The organism is Cyclobacterium sp. SOCE241 (genome assembly GCF_056867545.1).
Genome location: NZ_CP149779.1, coordinates 6,054,365 through 6,073,807, shown reverse-complemented (window position 1 = coordinate 6,073,807; position 19,443 = coordinate 6,054,365). Strand labels below are relative to the sequence as shown.

At 37.0% G+C, this 19,443-nt stretch carries 17 protein-coding genes and 1 pseudogene; all 18 read right to left on the bottom strand.

What is annotated here, in order from left to right:
- Window positions 1-167 precede the first annotated feature (167 nt).
- A complete protein-coding gene (locus WG932_RS30770) occupies window positions 168-299 on the bottom strand; it encodes a hypothetical protein (protein ID WP_483086445.1) in 132 nt (43 codons plus the stop codon).
- Window positions 300-571: 272 nt separating this feature from the next.
- Window positions 572-1,213 carry a hypothetical protein gene (locus tag WG932_RS30765; protein WP_483086444.1) on the bottom strand — a complete coding sequence of 214 codons (642 nt, stop codon included), beginning with the start codon at window positions 1,211-1,213 and terminating at the stop codon, window positions 572-574.
- A 275-nt stretch (window positions 1,214-1,488) separates the two neighbouring features.
- Window positions 1,489-2,259, bottom strand: coding sequence for a hypothetical protein (locus WG932_RS30760; RefSeq protein ID WP_483086443.1), 771 nt, complete (start codon window positions 2,257-2,259; stop codon window positions 1,489-1,491).
- Between the two features lie 106 nt (window positions 2,260-2,365).
- Window positions 2,366-2,944 (bottom strand): hypothetical protein, encoded by a 579-nt coding sequence (locus WG932_RS30755; RefSeq protein ID WP_483086442.1) that lies wholly within the window; start codon window positions 2,942-2,944, stop codon window positions 2,366-2,368.
- A gap of 118 nt (window positions 2,945-3,062) precedes the next feature.
- Window positions 3,063-3,776, bottom strand: coding sequence for a DUF4747 family protein (locus tag WG932_RS30750; protein WP_483086441.1), 714 nt, complete (start codon window positions 3,774-3,776; stop codon window positions 3,063-3,065).
- Between the two features lie 14 nt (window positions 3,777-3,790).
- The gene (locus WG932_RS30745) at window positions 3,791-4,357 is read right to left on the bottom strand and encodes a TIR domain-containing protein (protein ID WP_483086440.1); all 567 of its coding nucleotides are present in this window, start codon (window positions 4,355-4,357) and stop codon (window positions 3,791-3,793) included.
- A 2,087-nt stretch (window positions 4,358-6,444) separates the two neighbouring features.
- Complete coding sequence (locus WG932_RS30740; RefSeq protein WP_483086439.1) at window positions 6,445-7,011, bottom strand: right-handed parallel beta-helix repeat-containing protein; 567 nt, start codon at window positions 7,009-7,011, stop codon at window positions 6,445-6,447.
- Window positions 7,008-8,147, bottom strand: coding sequence for a right-handed parallel beta-helix repeat-containing protein (locus tag WG932_RS30735; protein WP_483086438.1), 1,140 nt, complete (start codon window positions 8,145-8,147; stop codon window positions 7,008-7,010). Before WG932_RS30735 ends, WG932_RS30740 begins: the two co-directional genes overlap by 4 nt.
- 440 nt (window positions 8,148-8,587) lie before the next feature.
- On the bottom strand, window positions 8,588-9,964 hold the full coding sequence (locus WG932_RS30730) for a DUF1186 domain-containing protein (protein WP_483086437.1): 1,377 nt from the start codon (window positions 9,962-9,964) through the stop codon (window positions 8,588-8,590).
- The gene (locus tag WG932_RS30725) at window positions 9,949-10,185 is read right to left on the bottom strand and encodes a hypothetical protein (protein WP_483086436.1); all 237 of its coding nucleotides are present in this window, start codon (window positions 10,183-10,185) and stop codon (window positions 9,949-9,951) included. The genes WG932_RS30730 and WG932_RS30725 overlap by 16 nt, the downstream gene beginning before the upstream one ends.
- Before the next feature lie 571 nt (window positions 10,186-10,756).
- Window positions 10,757-12,562 (bottom strand): helix-turn-helix domain-containing protein, encoded by a 1,806-nt coding sequence (locus tag WG932_RS30720; RefSeq protein ID WP_483086435.1) that lies wholly within the window; start codon window positions 12,560-12,562, stop codon window positions 10,757-10,759.
- Between the two features lie 818 nt (window positions 12,563-13,380).
- Entirely contained in the window at window positions 13,381-13,932 is a 552-nt protein-coding gene (locus tag WG932_RS30715; protein WP_483086434.1) for a helix-turn-helix domain-containing protein, read from the bottom strand.
- A 10-nt stretch (window positions 13,933-13,942) separates the two neighbouring features.
- Window positions 13,943-14,200: pseudogene (locus WG932_RS30710) on the bottom strand (type II toxin-antitoxin system HigB family toxin); the annotation flags it as partial.
- A gap of 261 nt (window positions 14,201-14,461) precedes the next feature.
- Window positions 14,462-14,746: a hypothetical protein gene (locus WG932_RS30705; RefSeq protein WP_483086433.1), complete on the bottom strand. Its 285-nt coding sequence runs from the start codon at window positions 14,744-14,746 to the stop codon at window positions 14,462-14,464.
- An 896-nt stretch (window positions 14,747-15,642) separates the two neighbouring features.
- A complete protein-coding gene (locus tag WG932_RS30700; protein WP_483086432.1) occupies window positions 15,643-16,038 on the bottom strand; it encodes a VOC family protein in 396 nt (131 codons plus the stop codon).
- 429 nt (window positions 16,039-16,467) lie between these two features.
- Window positions 16,468-17,409 carry an HNH endonuclease signature motif containing protein gene (locus WG932_RS30695; RefSeq protein WP_483086431.1) on the bottom strand — a complete coding sequence of 314 codons (942 nt, stop codon included), beginning with the start codon at window positions 17,407-17,409 and terminating at the stop codon, window positions 16,468-16,470.
- Between the two features lie 616 nt (window positions 17,410-18,025).
- Window positions 18,026-18,475, bottom strand: a complete 450-nt coding sequence (locus WG932_RS30690) for a hypothetical protein (protein WP_483086430.1) — start codon at window positions 18,473-18,475, stop codon at window positions 18,026-18,028.
- Window positions 18,448-19,401 (bottom strand): P-loop ATPase, Sll1717 family, encoded by a 954-nt coding sequence (locus tag WG932_RS30685; RefSeq protein ID WP_483086429.1) that lies wholly within the window; start codon window positions 19,399-19,401, stop codon window positions 18,448-18,450. The genes WG932_RS30690 and WG932_RS30685 overlap by 28 nt, the downstream gene beginning before the upstream one ends.
- Window positions 19,402-19,443: the final 42 nt, after the last annotated feature.

Genomic DNA, 19,443 nt, shown 5'->3' with positions numbered 1-19,443 from the left:
CATAGGTACTATGGGCTCCTCCGACTTCTCTTGTCCCCTTGCTGAACTTCGCTATGCTTATATCAGCCCGTTTAAGGTTGCCAACCTTTGAAACAAGAGACCTCCCACAGCCTGCCCCGACTTTTCAATCGGGGTTCCGTAATAATCCATCTATAACCACGCCACCCCTATGACTCCGGTAGACCATTACACTTCACATTGCTGTCAATCCATGCAACGTTCCAGGGTTTGAGACCGTCAAAACTCTCCCCATCTACAGATACACTTCTCGAAGCTACTAAGGGTTCACGCTTACGCATTACGGCTTGGGCATTTGAGCATACCGAGCTTCAGCGAAACCCTCACGGGTGAAGCTCTTCTAAATGAACAGCAAATTATTTAGGTAGGATTTACACCTACTGGATTACCACAGCTTCGTGGCACACCAACGGGATTCAGCTTGGAGACGGCGGGCATTCAGAGTCGTTCCCTTCATCACCTCACTTATCTTTCTAATGACACTAATTTTTATAGTTAATCGGATCTGCCCGCTGTATCCAAGGTGATGTTATAGCTCGCTTTTTCTTGCATTTTAATCAACTGAGTTGTAAAATTTGATGCGTTCATGAATTATTCTTTGCTTTTCGGATTTATCCAGATCTTCAATACATGTAAATGAATGTCCTCGGGTAAGTTCGAATGTTTCATAATCTGGTAAATGTAGCTTCCTAGTGTGAAAAATCCCTATTAGCATATCGTAATTATCAAACAATAATGTAATTCTATCTCTTGGTGAAGGGTCAACGATATAGCTTTCATAAATAAATAATTGCCTATAATTTAACTCTTGATTTAATTCATACTCACTAAATTCAAAGGATTTTATGTATTTATCCAAGAATGATTTAGTGAAAACACCTCTTTTAAGTGCTATTTCTAAAGCAGTTTCTGGAATCGAATTCTCCTTAATGTTGCCAATATGAGTAAAACCTTCAATCAGACCGACATTATCGTAAATTCTCCATACTTCAACCGTATCTTTTACTTTTCCAATGTGGGATCCATCAGTTGTTTTCAGCTGTTCTTCTGGATATAATTTAATCATTGAACCTTCATCTGAGCCAATTTGAATGAAAAATCCAATTTGTAACCAATCACCCTTTATTGGGCTAGTTTCTATCAAAGCATTATCATCAAGAGAAAGGATAATCTTTCCATTTTCTTTATTTCTCACATTAGCTGGCCCATCAATTCTTTCGCCATTAAGTATTTCGTAGGTGTCTTCTTCCTCTTCAATTTGTTGGATATCATCTTTTATTTGATTTTTTGATCTAAAGTCTGTTCAGTGCCATTATCTGTTTTAGTAGAACATGCTACAATTATTACAAATGGAAGTATTAATATTTGGTGTTTCATTTTACCGAAGTGAGCTATAACGCTCAGTATAAGATGCCGTAGCTGACGATAGGAAGCTATGCATTCTTATATCTTGTTGGCGGTAGTTTTTATTTATTCGTTTTGATTTGCGTCATGAATTTCTTTGTTGTCATAGTAAAAATGTTCAGGAGTTCTGTTTTCTATTGGTTTTATAAAACCGTATTTGAATCGAGATTCGAACTCTTCCACCGAAATGGATTTGAAATCCTCAATATCATCTTTATCTACTCCACCGAAAAGGCTGCCTGTAATATATCCATGCTCAATTTTATCTAGATTGACTCTGGTTGTTTTCGAATCAATGACAGTAATGGTCGCCACGGCTGTCACATCAATTCTACCCTTAGATATGTCAAAGTGCAAGTAAAAAAGGCTGTCCGATAGATTTTTCTCTAAAGTATCACTGTACGCATGTCCTGGCCGAATTAAATTGAAAAGGTCTGCCTTGCTTATTTGCAGCTCGTATTCCTCATTCACAGTTAAGTTCAAATCGACTTTTTCTCTCGGTAATGTTGTTGCCCAAATTGCAAACAGAGTAAGAATTCCTATCGGTATTTTCAAATACCTGCTAATTTTTTGCTCTGTTGAAATCTGCCTTTGAAAGTAACCAAATGACAGTGGAAGAATGAATAAAGCGAATAAGTCAGTGTAGTCAACTACTCGGTTAAATCCAATTCCAATGTTCTGAGCCAAATTGATTACTTCTTGTGAAAATGGTGATTTCCAAAACACGAATAGAGCAGCTGTTCCGATATAGATTGTTTTAGTCCATTTAATTCGAAGACTTGATAAGAAATATGGAAAAAGGAAAAGCCCTGCTATGTCAGAGAGTTTACCTGTCAAAAAGTTCGAGAACTCATATTTCAGATAAAAGTCATTTAAAAGCAACAACCCCAAAGCCAAAATGAACAGTGGTCTTGATAATATGTCTGGTCTTGAGAGTCTCATTTTAATTACCGCCAACGTTCCCGCTATGAAACGTGTCCCGAAGGGCATGTTTTATAGCGATTGTTGGCAGCTGGCTTTTATTTTTTTCTTCCTTTTTATTTTTCATGCTTAAAAATCTCGATCGGAAATTTGAGAATACAATGGTGTCCTTAACACTTAATCCTGTTGCAATCATACTATAGCAAAATAGGAACTCAAAAATCAAGAAAAACGCCTCGTACTGCGTCTTTGTAGAATTTACTGGATTTGTTAGGTAGAAGTCAGAGATTACGTATAACACTATTGAATAAATAAGGCTTATGAAAAGCATTATAAGAGTTACTTTAAATGTGTTTATTAGAGCAGAAAAGTCGCCTTCTTCCTCTAAGAACTCTATAAAGTCATTATCAGAAGAAGCCATAATGATTGCTAAGGCTGCAAAAAAAATGGAAAATACAATTGACAAAACAGAAATACCAACTCCATAAAAAGACTTACAGAACTCAATAGATAATTCATTTGGCAGAATTAAGGCCGTAGCTAAGGTCACGACAATTGCAACTACGAAATCCCAACTTAAGATTAATGAGCTTATTTTCATTAGCTAGTCCTTTTAATAATGTCCTTTAAAGTCTCGGTAACGCTTTGTAAAATATCTAATGCTTTATCCATATCATTTGGAAGGTTAGTATTAACATTCTTCTGTCGGTCTCTAGTACTTATTCTTTTTCTGCACCATTTTCAGTAATGCCAAATGCATCACATTCACCGTATCCATCTTCGGACATCATGAACTTACTCTCCGTTTCCTCATCTACTTTAATGGAAGCATTTGGTTTTTTAGTTTCCTGTATCTCTCTTAGTTTGTCTATCTCATTTCTTCTTAATCTTTCATCAATAGATTTCCAACGGTCAGCATAATTTGGATTAGAAGGAAAGAGTGTTATTGCTATTCTTTTGACTGATTTGAAGGTTTTTATCTTTTCAATAAATGAATATTGTTCCTTAATTGGGGAGATCGAGAATTCTGTGAAAAAATTATCGTGGTTCTGTTCAAATAATATTGAGAACTTTCTTCTGAATGTGTGTATGCTAATGAGGTTTGGAACTTCGAAATGCATAAGAACACTAGAGGTTGGGTCAATAATATAACGAGCCCGAGCAACAACACGATTATGAATGTTAGCACTTTTAATAGTCATAGTTTCATCATCTACAACATCTTCGTTTTCATCAGGATTGTATTTTACCAATTCACCCGTAACAAATTCGGTTCCCTCAAACTCTACTATTTCACTATTGAAGAATTTATATAAAAAACCTCTGTCAGAGTCACTAGCGTCATTACGAAGACCTGTTAGAATAAAATCCAACTTATCTGTTAGGTCTTTACCTGTTGCAATATGATATCTTGAAAAATAGAGTTTTGCCATGATTTAGATATATATCAGCTTGCAGCGTTGGTTATTTTATTGGAGTCAATTTCAAAACCCGATTCTCTAAGACGGTCAACAAGTCTAGGCACAGTTTCTTTGACATGGTCGTTATATCCAAGGTATAGAATTCCATTTGCATCTGAAGGCACTTCTAAATGCCCTTTTTTAAGTATAACGGTATTCTTTCGCCCTACTGCCGAAATGAGCATTCCCATTTCAAGAACCACATTCTGCCTTGCTCGAGGTTGTGCTTTCTCTGAGCCTTCTAATTTGGAATAACCCATGTCATCAGGTGTAAGTAGTACTATCCCAAATTTTGAGTTTCCTTCTCTACCAATTTCCTGCTCCAACGCTTCGATTATCGTTAGTCCGCCACCGCTTGAGTTAACCAACACAAAAGGTTCAAGTCCTAATTTATGGATAATTAATTCTAATTGCTCTCTTGAAGAGCTATCGTGTCCATGTACAACGAAAATTTTACTACCCGCTTTTAAAGATTTAGCTTTTGCTTCAATTGTGCTTGAGAAGGTATCACTTGGTACTAACTGAATTTTATCTAACTCAAGGTTTTTTATCATTTCAGAGAGTCTTTCCTTTGCAGGCTTAGTCCCTTGAAGTTGAATTGTTCCTGTCGAGCGATACCATAGTATTATCCCTCCATCAATAGTCCTATATTTTAGACCTTGTTCAAAGTCTTCCCAATTCCCTCTTTGACCTAGAGATTCTATGGCTTGTTTGAATTCCTCTGGTTGTCCTAAAAATTTATTTATATCGTTTATTTAGCTTGCTGCCAACACGTTTATATGCGCAGTTTTATTGCACAATATATCCTTATTTGGTTGACTTTGTGAAGTTTTATTACCTTTTATATTTAGATTGCCTCCTTTAAAATTTCGAAGGATTGATATTTATGTTTTTCTTACCAACCCATATCAAAACCATTCTGAGTAAGGTTTTTAAAGTATACATTATTATTAACCATATTGATCAATTAACAAGCAACACCCCGTTAGCTTTGAAAGTAAATGTGTTTCATATATGGAGGATTGCTTACAACGCACTAATAAATGCACAGTGCACCTTATTCGCCTTCCAACTACCACTAAAACTAAGGAATAAATACTAAATAAAAAACCCTTTGAACCCTTGAATAGGGGTTTTTAAAATTTTTAATTGCTTATTTTAAGCCATTTTTGTTATTCACGCAAAGGCTCAAGTAATCCATGATCAGTTCCAAACTAAAAAATTCCGGCAAAAACCCTATATAACCCATCATTTTACCAAAATGCTTTACTTCACCCCTTCTCTCTTGTCAGTTTTTGGTCAAATGCTTTGGTTAAAACCTAAAAAATACTGCCAAAAAGGCTGAAATTTCCGGCTAAAACCTAATAATTTCCACCTAAAAGGTGGAAGCTTGAATAAAAAAGCTGAAATCATCGAGTTCCGAAGTACCCCTCCCCACTTCCAAACCTCGAAAATTTAACCTTATCCAAAGACTTTTCCTGAAATTTTGTCATATATTCCGGTATTTACCCTGTTTTCTGTTAGTTTTTGGTCGAATTTTTCAGGTTATAGGTGAAAAATATCAGTTCTGAACCGGAAAATTCCATAAAATATATTCAAGCTTGTCAGTTTTAGGTACCCCACCCCTGTTTTAAGGTGGGTAATTGAGGTTATAAACTCCAATGGGTAGTTTTTGAAGTACCCTACCCCACTTCCGAAGTACCCTTGTTGGGCCCCTACAGCTTCGACAAGCTCAGCCTCCGGGAGTGGATTCCTACGGCTTCGACAGGGTCAGCTTGCGGGAGTTGGATAGGTTATTAACATTTCCGGTTCCTACGGCTTCGACAGGCGCAGCCTCCGGTACCACTGGTTCAAGTTTAACGAAGTGTAACTTGGGCCCATAATGCTGAAAGTTTTCAACTTTATTAAATTTCAATTCGGGTAGAAATAGTCAATAGCTTTTTAACGTTCTTCGATCCCTACGACTTCGACAAGCTCAGTCACCGGGAGTTAGGTAGGTTATTAACATTTTCGGTTCCTACAGCTTCGACAAGCTCAGCCTCCGGGAGTGGATTCCTACGGCTTCGACAGGCTCAGCCTCCGGTTAGGACCTACAATGCAGAAAGTTTTCGAATTCATTCAAATTGATTAACGAAATCTGTTCAATAGGAATGGGCTTTAGCCCATTTATAAAAGCCATAACCATTCACCCGGCTTTAGCCAAAATTTAGAGGAGAGATGGGTGCCGGAAAAATAAGCCATCAACCTAGGTTTAGCGCCCAATTAATCTTTTTATTCTTGAAAGGTGAAGATTGGGCTAAAGCCCTAAGATATAATTACATATTAATCCTTCAGCTGAAGCTGGGGGCTATTGATAATCAGAAATCAATTCGGGTAGAAATAGTCAATAGCTTTTTAACGTTCTTCGACTCCTACAGCTTCGACAAGCTCAGCCTCCGGGAGGGGATTCCTACGGCTTCGACAGGGTCAGCTTGCGGGAGAGGGTACGTTATTAACATTTTCGGTTCCTACGATTTCGACAGGCTCAATCTCCGGTAAGGATATCTGCGGCTTCGACAGGCTCAGCCTCCGGAAGGGAATAATTAGCCACATTCTGGTCCAGGTTTAGCGGAGGGTAACTTGAGGCTTCCTCCTTCTAATTTTAATTGGTGTTTTCCTTATTATTAGCTACCTGTCCATATTCATATACTTTCTCATGAATTTGAGGTGGTGCAGAACTTATTATCTGATTGTTTTTTATTTCAGCTCCTCTGGGAATTGCCGGGTCATCACTGTGTATTGCTTGCAACCAGGGAAACCGTTCACTCCAAGGGGCTTGATTGATGGGAACTGCTTTTAAGCGAGGCCACAAAGACAATTCACGATCAACAAGGTGATGTTTAAACCAATCGTCATATCCTCTTGCATCGTATACAATGGATGCTAATGGGCAATTTTTAATCGTATTGTTGCTAATTTGGTTATAACGTCCACCACCGATTAAAATCCCTGAAGGACTATCTTCAATCTGATTATTGACCACACTTATTCCGGAGGCCAAATCATCTAAATAAATGGCCCAGTTGTGATGGTGACTTGCTTGTCCCAGTTCACTGATGGTGTTTTCCCGAATTACGGTCCCGCCCATGGTCCAGTCTCTACCGCAATAAATGGCGCCGGCATCCGAGGTATTTAAACAAACCTTTCTGATTTCATTTTCAGCTATCAAATGATCATTTCCGGAAAAAGAATCGCATTATGGGGCGCAAAACTAATGTGGTTTCCTCTCACAATATGCCCTACGCCAGTCAATTTAACCGCAGGGGCATACGTTTTGACATGCCTTGAAAAATAACTAATGGAACAGTCTTCCACAAAATGAGTTGCCTTTGTCAAAGTATTTTTATCTCCACCTGAAAGCAAAATACCGGCGTCTCCTAAATATTTAAGCGTACTATTGCGAACCCCACAATTAAATCCCTCAGTTATGGCTACGGCAGACCTGCCTAATCCATACATCTCAGCCTGTTCGATCACTACCGATTTGGAATTGGAAATACTGACAGCCAGATTATTATGATACTTAAAATCTATATTTTCAATTTTTATTTGATTGCAATCCCGGATCTCCAAAAGGGTAAAATCTTGATAGGCAATTTGAATGGACTCGACTTCCTCATCTGAAAAAGAATGAATAAAACGAATGGTTCCGGTATTGGGATTGTAATAATATTCATTTTCCGTATCCACATATTCCGGTTGATTGATCGCGTAAAAGAGTCCACCCGAAGGAGCTCCCATTCCATAATTGTGGGGAGCTGCAAGTTCAATTTCACCGGACTGGGGATTGATGGAATCCACCCGAATAATTTCGTCAGCCCATTTAAAAGTCCAGTACCCATTTAGAAACAAGGGCAATTCCTTGTTGTAATTTTGTGTTAATTGAGCAGATAAGAATTTCGGAGGTTCTTGCTTGGTTTCCTTATTTTCCGGCTTCTTACCGTCCCTAATGATTGAATCAGCTTGTATAAACCCTTCATTTGGGTAACGAGATACAGACAAAGGTACTCCGGCAATATAGATTTCCGGCCAACCGGCATAGCCCTTAAATGAATCCGGCCAAGGGGGCATGATTAACTTTGGGTCAGTATACTCATACAACCCAATTGCTTTATCCAGGCAGGTTAAGTTTTCGATTGGCAGGTCCATACTTGAAGTGATGGTTACACCATTTGGAGAACCTGCTTTGATCACCAGATTATCCACACCCGAGAGACGTAAGGGTTGCTCTATGACGTACTTTCCATCGGGAATCACCAAAACCGAATCCTTATTTTTAATGGCCAAATCAATCCTACTTTGCAAACTTTGTTGCTGATTACATGAAAAAAGGGAGCATCCGAGAATGATAATTAGGATTAGTTGAAAGCATTGAGTTCTCTTGGTTGGCATCATTTTATAAAGGATTTTACCATTGTTTACTTGATTGTGGTAGAAAAGGCCACATCTGCAACCTGTTTGTGTGTTCTTCAAGAATCAAAATAAATGGGTAAGCCATTTCCCCAATGTAAACTTATTTCTTTAAAATTTATATTTGTAAGATCAGATTGCTTCATGTGATCTTTCTTGGGCCTTAGCTATCGGATTTCAATTAGGAGAGCATAGCCATTTTTAGGGGGCTTTATTCCTTCACTTTTCTTTCAAAGAACACCCATAATATTCCATAATCAGGTCTACCGGTAAGATCAAAATTTTGGAATATTTACACTGACTACCTATAAACATACTATCTCATGTGGTCTATTTTAATTATTCATGCAGCATTTTTTATACTTCTTTCCACTTCCACAAGGACAAGGATCGTTTCGACCTATTTTGGGTTCACTCCTAACCGGCATTATTTGAGGTTCAAATAGTTCATCATAATTAATATAATCAAGAATGTTTTCATCTTCATTATAACCTGCCCAAGTAGAAGTTACTTTAGCGTAGCGTTGTACAATGGGAAGTATTTCCAACTTACAGTCGTGTTGAATTGGATTGATTAAATCCTCAGATACATTCTCCCAACTACCACATATGCCAATTGACACTATTCCCTGTTCAAACAATTTTTCTACTTCAGGCAATAGTTCAACACCCTCAATATCAATAATATTACATATAAGAAGCCCAACTACATCGCTAGAAATTACATTGTCCTCCGGTTTGCTATTCAAGAAAAATTGTATGATTTCAGCAAACCATTGTAAGGCTTCCTCCCGTTTTTCAGGGTGATGTAAAGCCAATTGTTGTACAATATCACAAATATTAGACCGGGCATAATCATCAATACCCGGTTGAAACATGAATTGTTTGCATGCCTCAAGGTTGGTGGCAGCAATCTTATAAATAGGTTCCCAAATATCGGTCGTAAGAAAATCCGCAATATAAAGTTCAAGGTATTCACTGGACTGACTCAGTGCATTAAAAATAGCTTCTAAACTTTCTTCGGATTTCAGTTCGCCTAAGAGAAAAAATGAATGGATTACAAAATTCATCTTTTCCTCTTCCCATCCTTGGTCACTGACAAGTTTATTAAAATGTGCAAAACGATTGATACTATCTTGCAATATCAATTCAAGATCTGCTATTAATGTTTCTCTGGGCAATGCCAGAATTTTGTTTATTTTATCTTCGCCAATGAAAATTCCATTAGTATAAAGCCACTCTATTTCTTGGTGAGAAAAGCATGGCGGGTTACTATTTTCACTAACAGGCTGCGACTTTTTCTTAACAAATATTTTATTTTTCCGTTCTTCCTGATAGCGCTCACTACCTGCTTTTATTTGGGCATAATAAAGCTCTTTCAATGCCATTTCTGTTTCATTGGAATCAGGATCTAAGGCTTCCATAATCTCATAGCGGATTTCTGCTTGCTCAACATCCCCAATGGCACATAAATACAAGACTGCACATTTATGGAATGAAATGACCTCCTTTAAATGGAAAACATCACGATGTGGATAGAGTGCTTTAATTTCTAATTTGGGGCCCAAAATTTCCAACATTTTTTGGTATTCTTTTTTGGAATAATATTCGTTAGCCAAATTCAACTTTCCAAAAAGATAGTCAGGGTGTTGTTCTACAATCGACCTGTTGACTTCAAACATTTTTTCCGTTTCCCCTAGCTGAAGGTACAAGACCGATAAATAATTTTCAACTGTGGGTTATCAGGGTATTTTGCAATAGCCTCCTTAAATTTTTGAATACTTGATCGTTTACCTTCCAATGCCAATTTATGAAATAGGCCTATTTTCTTAGATAACTCAGGAGTAATATGATTCTGTTTATTTAAAAAGTTTGGGTCTGTAGTTATGGTATATCCAGTTTCTGATAGTTCCAAATTTTTATTTTTTTTCATACAGGAAGATTTGCTTAGGTTCAATAGTGAAATGTCTTTCCTCTTTACTTCGTAAATTGATCCGAGAAAATTCAAATCCGAAAGATTGGGACACTTGACTTTCTATATAGGACCAATTACAAAATTAAATTACATTTATCCAACTCATTATTATCATTTGAATTGCTATTTTTTGGTAAGCAAAACCTTAATAGAGATGTTATTTCCGACCATTTGAAATTGGCAACTGAAAGTGAATTTGAAATGCTTTAAAAACCCTTTTTTTCTTACCAATTGCGATAGGGTAACCCAAATGGCATGTTTTATCCCGAAATATGCAATAGACATTCTATTACGTGCTGAAATCGCTTTAAAATCAGCCACTTCGTTGCTGTTTTCAATTTCACCATAGCGGTGCTATGCTAAAATCTCCAAACAGCCTGATTTTCTTGCGATTGCAACACTCATCACGAATTCTATTACATAATCCGGGTTTATAAATTTAAAACCCATTTCCAACTTTGTTACCGTCTAGATCCTGATAGGTTTGAAATTGCAGACTTAGTAGTGAAATTTGGTTTTCTTAATCAAGCTAATTTTGATTAGCCCTCAGCCAAGCTTTTGGTGTCGTCCCTTCGATTTTTTTAAAGAAGGAATTGAATACTGTTTTAGAATTAAAGCCACTTTCATAGGCTAGTGCTAGAAGGGTAAGGTGGCTATTAGCAGGGTTTAAGGCATTCTCTTTAAAGTTCTCTACACGAAAACTATTGATGTATTCATTGAAGTTTTGCCCCATTCGTTCATTCAGCAACCAAGAAAGCTTGTTTCCGCTAATATTCACCTTTTCGGCCAGCTCTCTTAAAGATATAGATGGATTTTTAAACCATTTCTCTTCCTTCATCCCTTTGTCAAAAACTTTTAAAACTAGGTCGATTTCGGTAACCGACATTAGGGCTTTGGGAGCGGCAATGCGTTTTTGTTTTTCGGAATCAGTTGGTAATAAACCTACACCGAAAACAGCTTGTACCATATCCTGAAATCGCTGATTCTGGTGTAAAGGTTTAAGCAAGGGAATATTCATGAAGTTAATAATTTGACCTCTGCGCATTTTGATGTTTTCTTCCAAAAAGTCCAATGCCATTTCGTGTTCCCCCAAATGGACCATCAAAAACAAGGGCCAGGCAAATAGCGCCTCCCCAATTTCCTTTTTTATCATGAACTTCGCCCTGCTGATATCAACATCGATTTTATCCTCTGGATTGACCAATTTGTACAATACCCTGCATTCTTCCGCCCTCTCTGCCAAAGGGGTTTTATCTAAAAAGACAGTTAATTTTTCGTAATCTCCTGTTAAGATTAAGCAAAGTTGTTTTAGTCCAATGGGATGTGTGAAATTGGGGTTGATGCTTAATGATATTTCTATACATTCTAAAGCTCTCGTATAGTCCTCATTTAAAAAATATATATTTGCTTTAGTAAAGTAGTGATTCGGGGATAAAGGGTTTATTTTTAAAATATTATCAGTATGGCGGAGTGCTTTTTCGAAATACCCTATCGCTGTATACAATTCACATAAACCCTCTTCTGCTTCTGTATAGGATGGATTCAGTGCTATTGCTTGTTGAAAAACCTTTTGCCCGTTGATGAAATCCCAATGCCCCCAAAAAAGTAGTGTTGCTTTGCCAAAATAACCTCTGTAGGATTGTTTGTCCAGATTAAAACCTTTGGTAAGGTTAGCTTCTGATAACCGTAATAATTCTTTATTATTTGTCCATGATCCATACATGGCGTAACTGTACGCCAAGCCAAAGTAAGGTAAAGCAAATAAGGGGTCTATGGTTACACATTGTTCATAGATAGCTATTGAATTTACCATTCCTTGTCCATCCCACATTAAATGCTGATGACGACCTTTAAGATAAAGATCATAGGCCTCCATATTTTTAGTTGGTGCTTCAATTAAATGTTCCTGAATGTTGAGGTGACCAAAATTTTCCCGGATCCGGTCAGCAATTTGTAAGCTTATTTCATCTTGTACTGCGAATATGTCCTCCAAATCTCGATCGTAATTTTTTGACCAGAAGTGAGTGCCATTATCTGTACTGATCAACTGCGCTGTAATACGGACCCTGTTTTTCGCTTTCCGAACGCTCCCCTCCAAAACCGTACTCACACCTAACTGATCCCCAATAGTTCTTACATCCATATTTTTATTCTTAAATGCAAAAGAGGAGGTGCGGGCAATGACTTTCAAACCCTTTACGGTGGTTAGGGCGTTGATTATTTCTTCGGTAATGCCATCGCTGAAGTATTCGTTCGCCGGGTCGGTACTCATATTCACAAAAGGGAGAACCGCAATAGACTTATTGGATGATGACAGGGTCAGGTGGTCGCTCATTTTCTACTATGCTTTATGAGGGTTACTATGCACTGACATTAAATTTTTATAATATTTCTTTTAATTGGCTACACCGACAGGGTACCTATTTTTGAAGAAAACAATATAAGGGCTATTAAAGCTTGTTAAATTAACTGGACACTTAATTTTGAACGAATCCTGCCAAGGCAGGAAGCCGGCAGTTTTTGCTATTTCATCCAACTTTTAATTTATGCGTTAGTTTTCAACCTTTTAAGCTATGAAAAAAAATGCAATCTTTCATCGAAAAAGCCCGTAAAAATGTGCCTAACTATACTCTACAGCTCAAAAAGCTCTTTAAATCGATGAGCAAATGAAGCAGTGGTAAAACCAATTTCCCTACTCAGAATGTAACCCTACTGCAAAACCGGAGAAAGCATATTCTGGCCTATTTCGACCAAGGGCACCATCAGGCAATTGGTTTAACAAAATCAGGAAGCAAATGAATGAGTCCCAGCTAGCTTAATGGGACAGGTGTGCCCAATAGGTAAAAACAGCCTAAAATCCGTTCCAAAATCCTTATGCCTATTGAGAAATAGCCATTAAAAAAGGAACCTTAAGCCAAAGAACAAATAAAAGCAGCAAATTTTCAGTCTCCCATGGCTAAAAAAATAAAAAAGGAGAATATCATCTCCCATAGTAACATTAATTATCAAAACCTTAAACCTGTCCCTGAGCCTCTAAAGTGGCGAAGGACCAGCCTTTAGAATCCTAAGCAATTGGCCAACCTATTTACCTCACCGGTTCAAATTTAGCGAAGCGTAACTTGGGCCCAAAATCCAGAAAATATCTAACTATTATTAAACCAATTCTTTCTTTCTCAATCCAAGTTTCGGTTTGTTTAATTTGGTTATGGATTCCCTTACTTTATCTCTTGTTTCAGATTGAAGGTAAGTCGAAATCAGTGTATTTAAATTTATTCCCAAGACCCGATGAATAATCACTAAGTCTTTTAAGGTAAATTGAGATACGCCATTAATCAATTCGCTCATATAAGATTTTGGGTGTTCTAAAATCACTCCTAAATCTTGTTGAGTCATATCAAACTCTTTTAGTTTTTTCCGTATCGTTTCTTTGCGTTTATTTATGAATTTTTGCTCTGTATTAATTATTCCTTCAGCTTTATCTGATTCTTTAATTTTAAAATCTGAAATATTCTTAAAGTCCGACCATTCTCTATCCTCGTATTTTTTTATCAAATCACGAAGCCTTTTACGAATTGGCTTTAAATCAGGGCTTTCATCGATCATAAGGCGCAATTTACGTTCAAGCAAAGATGCCTTTTGTAAATCGTACTCATTTTCAAGCCTTTCGATTTTCTCAATGTCTTGTATTTCTAAAATATCTTTCATAGCCTATGTTTTAAATCCAACTATTATCCCGCAACCATTTTTTTATCACGTTTCGATTATTTTTAAATGTCAGTTCATAATCATCGTGATTCCCAGCCCAAACAATTGTAGCATCGCCATTTTCTTCAAATTCAATCAAGATTAAAGTCCGATGAATATTAATATTGAAAAAGTAAAACGCTCCACCATAAACACAATCTGCAGTAGGTATTGTACCAATCAAATCTTGAGGATTTTGCCAATTGTTTTTCTCAATATCGTTAATTAATTTCTCAACTGACTCGAATCAGTCTTCCAAGAATATGTTTGTTAATAATTTTCAATTTGAAATCATTTAACTTGGCGATTGCAAAGGTAAGCAAATGTTCGGATAAAATCAGAACTAAATACCAAATATCTAGTGTTGCATATGCCACATTCTTTACCTGATGAAAAAACCAGGAATAGTGGTATACTATGGAGTGGAATACTCAGTAAAAGACTTAATAGAACAGTTTCTGGTTCAACTTTGTCTGGTGAGTTTGGCTTACTAAAGTGATTTCATCCATGCAAGTGGAGGTTTTCCGTTCATTTCTTTTCCATTGATGAAAAGAAACGAACCAAAGAAAAATCTAGCCAAAACTAAACTCCCGCCCACAAGGCCTAACGCCGCCTCGTAGTTTTGGCCGAGCCACCGCGCCCCAGTATTAATAATTCCGTTAAAAATTACTATCTCGTCAGGACCTACTTGTGGGTCTACGTTGGGGAAGGTAGAGGAGGTTTCATCTTGTTGGGGACTCCCGAGGTTTCCTCTATGCAAATTCTTCCCTACCAATGACCTATTTATAAAACTGAATTAGGTTCAGGTCATATGATAAATCAATTTCCGCCTTGTAGCTTTTCGGCGTTAAGAAATTTAAGCTGGGTTGGCAAGGGCACAGGCACTGTTTGACGAAGTTTTTGGTTTAGTAAACATTAAATAAGCAAGGCCAACAGTAAAACCAAAAACAAGGAGTTTGCCTGTGTGCGGGAGGCCTTAAATTTTAGCCGAAAAGATACTCAGCGGCGGGTTTTTCCCTGACTAGCTCCGCTTCAGGACAGGTTGCTTACTTTTTTGACCTGTAGCAAAAAAGTAAAAATGGTTATTTTGTATAACTTGGTTTAGTAAAAAACTGGTTTACAATATAAAAAATAGTCCAATACAAATTTTAAATCTTTACTAATATGAAAGTAAAAGACTTAATAGAACTGTTTCTGGTTCAACGTTGTCTGGTGAGTTTGGCTTACTAAAGTGATTTCATCCATGCAAGTGGAGGTTTTCCGTTCATTTCTTTTCCCTGACTTGCTACGCATCAGGACAGGCCCTGAGTGAGTTATAAATCAGGACAGGCCCTGAATAAGACAGGGTAAACATTGATGAAAAGAAACGAACCAAAGAAAAATCTAGCCAAAAGAAATCTCCTAAAACAAAGCCCAACGCCGCCTCGTAGTTTTGGCCTGGCCACCGCGCCCCACTATTAATAATTCCATTAAAAATTACTATCTCCTCACTACCTATTTGTGGATCAACGTTGGGGAAGGATTAGGAGGTAATATCTTGTAGGGGATTCCCGCAGGTTCCTCTTCGCAAATTCCTCACTAAGTATGTATAGGAGCCATTATAGGAGCCCGATTTGAGTGTAGAAACTAGTCTCTGGCATCCGGAAATAAGACTAAAGGGCTATTCAAGGATCAGGCATTTAGGCCAGGGCCTGCTGAGCGATCTTTCCCAACAATAAAAACGGTTCCTGCCGGATCCATAATCCAATGGTTTTCTTTAGGTATTTGTTCCAATTCATCGCAAGTTTCGACTCCCTTGTCTTTTAAGTATTCCGTCGCCTTTTCAACGTCAGGGGTTTTTAATTCCAGCCAAGTTTCTGAATGGGTGTAATTGTCCACGCAATCCAACCATAGCCTATTCTGACCAAATTTCACTTCGTGGGTACGTGAAACAGTTGGATTATTAATTGACCTTTCACTCACACTTAGTTTGAGTGTGTCACGATAAAATTCAACCGTTTTTTCATATTTAGCTTTCGGGATTTTTATCGCAATGTTTATTCCTCCATCAAATTCTATTTTTTCCATTTTCGTTCGGTTTTTATGCTTGCAGGGTAGCGAAGTACCTGATAACCTACTTTATAATTACCTACAAAGATAATAATAGGTGCCAAACAATCAGCAACTTACACCAAACCTATCCTGTGAAACACAGGAAAAATACGGGCCCACCTCTATAAGGTCAGGCTTATAGAAAATAAATAGGTTAAGGCTTTAATGAATATTGCCACTAATATCACATTTACCCCCTATCCTACTTCGTAGCTTTTTACCGGAGGTTCCTGAGCAAGGTCCCTCGGCCTGCCGAAGGGGGCCGAAGGGATCTTGAACATTTCTCAGGGTTCAACAGGATTAATGCCTGGCTGTTCTAGCCGGCAAAATGCTTAGTTATCATGTACCTAGTTTTTATTCTTCTCGGTCAACAATAATCATCTATGGTATCACCACCTTCCCATTTTAATCCACGTTTAAGTGTGAATTGCTTCTTTGCGCCTTCCAAATTAAAAAATGTCCTAAACTCTCATGAATGAAAAGATGGTCCACAATTGAGACTTGTACCAGCGACCATTCTTTTAATGCTCCAGGATGATGACACATCACTAGTAAAGCATCCAACCTTTCAGAAAGCGCTGCGCTAACAACTTTCGATTCACCAAAATTATTACGTGCAAACACATCTCCTTCTTTGATACGTTGGTAATAATCTTGTAAGCCATTCTTTGTAGGATTAGAAGGACAAAGTGGAAACTCACTCGGCGTCTTCCAGCTTTTTTGGATTGCCCCAGATGTTTTAGACTCGATCAAAATTTCTGATGATGGTTCTTCGCTAAATTGTTCATTTGGTAATTCGTAGAGCCAATCTCCAAGTATACCTCCTGAAGGAATTTTACCACTGTTTGCCCAATCAAGCAATCTTTGTCGTGCATGTTCAGCCTCTTCCTTGATGACCGAACGCATCCACTCTAATCTTGGATCAAGATTTCCTGATTTAAGCCGAGATGGGTCTTTTAAAAAATTCTCGATGCTACCATAGGAAATCTTGATTCGACGTACAGTTGTAGGGTTTAATAAAATATTTTCAAGTCGAGTTACCCAAGCCAAATTTTCAGGTCGATTATTATGTCGAACAGTATCAAAGTGGTAAACAATGTGGTCTTCTGACGGTTGTGGCCCATGAAACGCGGTTGCTACAATTCTATGCACTGTTTCAGATCCAATATTCCTATAGCCAGTTAACTTATTACGATTTCCGATAGTCCATTTTTCATCTAAAGGTCTTTTCCTTTTACCAAATCTTCTGCATCTATAAATAGCTCCATTATCCCTAACATGATAAACTTCTCCACGATATTTGCATGTTTTTTCTATTTGAAATATGTCCAAAAGCTTATCATTCATATTTAATAGATTTTTTCATAATTAGGAAGTAGAGTACAGCCTAATCCACTTCCTTAATATTACCCAATCTTACAGAAGATAAATAGGTTAACTCTGTAATCAATGTTTTCATTGATATCAATTTTAACTCCCTATCAAACTTCGTAGCTTTTGTATGGAGTTCTCTTCTTCTCGACATCTTTACAATGTTATATTAAAGTTAACCCATAGAATTTCTCAGGATTCAATTCCTTTATTCTTACCTTCTAACCTCAGGGATTAGATTAACCTAAACACTCAGCACCAAAACTGTTAATTGGAGCACCTTTAGGTGGTTTAGAGCCATCCCCAGTAAAACGACCCTGATGAACATACCATCTTCACATTTAAAGCATTCGACCTTTTATTACCTTGGTTGATTCTTGGCATGCAATGCTCAGTAAGTGAGGAAGAGCCTATTAATTCATGTTTTTTGTTAGCAATAGACGTCACTTTTGGCATATATATCCATATTTAGCATAATTACAGCCACAATACTCTTGAAATATTGGACTAAGGGCAATAATATCATCACTTTCTAATGAGTTATAAATGAGTCTCTTTCCTAAATCACCATTAGAATATGCAAAAACACAACTCATTTTGTCGTTTGATTTATTTGTGAATTCAGCTTTTTTAAAATATCCCAAAATCCCAATATTAAAGAGCTTATCAAAAGTTCTCTCGTTTCACTTAAATCTGTTAATCCAAATAGCCTGTTCATTCTTTTGACAAACATTTCAAACGTAACTGTGCAAGAAATAGAATTCCAAGAATGTAGAAATTGAGTAATTCCAGGAATTGCATACTCTAATTCCCCGGATATCAATTCTGCAAGTTTTTTATTTGTGCGACTAACTATCTTCGGGATAGATGAAGGATCAACTTTATACTGATGATTATTCTTATCCCACTCATCAAATATATATTGTAAGTGAATGAGCAAATGACGAGGTCTATAAAGCGTGTGTCTCAAAATATATTCAAAGGTATTTTCTTCTACACCATGTACACTATTCTTTATTTTTTTGGCATATGTTCGTCCCACAAACTATCAAAGTCATTGTTTTTCGCCTTACAGTATGGTTTTATTCTTTTAGAGATCAACTTTTTAAATTCATTTGAAGTCCAGCCTAAATAATGTCTATTAAAGATAAATTTATCTGAGTCAAAATGAGAATTTCTAACACCATCAGTAAGTTCTCTGGGAAGAAATGCCTTATATACAAAATTATGGTTAATTGAATTATCCTTAGCATTCTTGTAAATAGCATCAACTAAACCCGAAAAAATAGCCTTTCTTGATTCTTCACTATGATCAATTATTGAATCAAAACCGTCTAAGCAAATCAAAACTTTCTTAGGCTCTCCAGCCAATTTATCAAGAATCACTTCAAATGCGGAAACCAATTCGCCATCAAATGGCTTGTCAAGTTCATCAAGTTGCATTTTATTAAGACTAAGAACTGAATCTTCACTCGAGTCAAAGCCTAATTCAGCAATTCGTGAAATAAGATTTTGAATGAATGAAAGTACTCTGCTATTTGATTTATGATTCTTATAACTTTTTCTTGATAATAAGCTATCTACCTCCGTTCTAAGCGAATCATTCTTATCCAACGTATCAACATATGCTTCAATAGAATAAATTAACAGAACGTTTCGCCAGGTCATACTCGATAATTTAATTAATTCTTTATGTGTAGTTGCTTGAAGTGATACTAATGCTTGGTGAATTTGAGTAAAACTTAAGTCATCTAAATTGATGATTTTTGTAGCGAGGAATTCATCTTTTTTCAACTCATGAAGGGCTCTACAAAGAGCACTTTTACCACTGCCCTTCAATCCAAATACAATGTCAGAATCATCATCAAGAATTGACAATAAGTCCTGTACTTCAATAAAGTGTTGTTTGAACTTAGGGTCAGAATGCGCTTCCATTGCTCCAAGATCTCGTTTATATTTCCTGCTCATTTATTTTCAATTTTATGTGCTGACATTCCTAAAAGAGAAATG

Bases quoted from the DNA above. Each gene is read 5' to 3' on its own strand.
- WG932_RS30755 (WP_483086442.1), bottom strand. From the start codon at position 2,944: ATGAAAATAAGCTCATTAATCTTAAGTTGGGATTTCGTAGTTGCAATT.
- WG932_RS30770 (WP_483086445.1), bottom strand. From the start codon at position 299: ATGCGTAAGCGTGAACCCTTAGTAGCTTCGAGAAGTGTATCTGTAGAT.
- WG932_RS30725 (WP_483086436.1), bottom strand. From the start codon at position 10,185: ATGAAAAAAAATAAAAATTTGGAACTATCAGAAACTGGATATACCATA.
- WG932_RS30745 (WP_483086440.1), bottom strand. From the start codon at position 4,357: ATGATAAAAAACCTTGAGTTAGATAAAATTCAGTTAGTACCAAGTGAT.
- WG932_RS30685 (WP_483086429.1), bottom strand. From the start codon at position 19,401: ATGAGCAGGAAATATAAACGAGATCTTGGAGCAATGGAAGCGCATTCT.
- WG932_RS30720 (WP_483086435.1), bottom strand. From the start codon at position 12,562: ATGAGCGACCACCTGACCCTGTCATCATCCAATAAGTCTATTGCGGTT.
- WG932_RS30715 (WP_483086434.1), bottom strand. From the start codon at position 13,932: ATGAAAGATATTTTAGAAATACAAGACATTGAGAAAATCGAAAGGCTT.
- WG932_RS30695 (WP_483086431.1), bottom strand. From the start codon at position 17,409: ATGAATGATAAGCTTTTGGACATATTTCAAATAGAAAAAACATGCAAA.
- WG932_RS30750 (WP_483086441.1), bottom strand. From the start codon at position 3,776: ATGGCAAAACTCTATTTTTCAAGATATCATATTGCAACAGGTAAAGAC.
- WG932_RS30700 (WP_483086432.1), bottom strand. From the start codon at position 16,038: ATGGAAAAAATAGAATTTGATGGAGGAATAAACATTGCGATAAAAATC.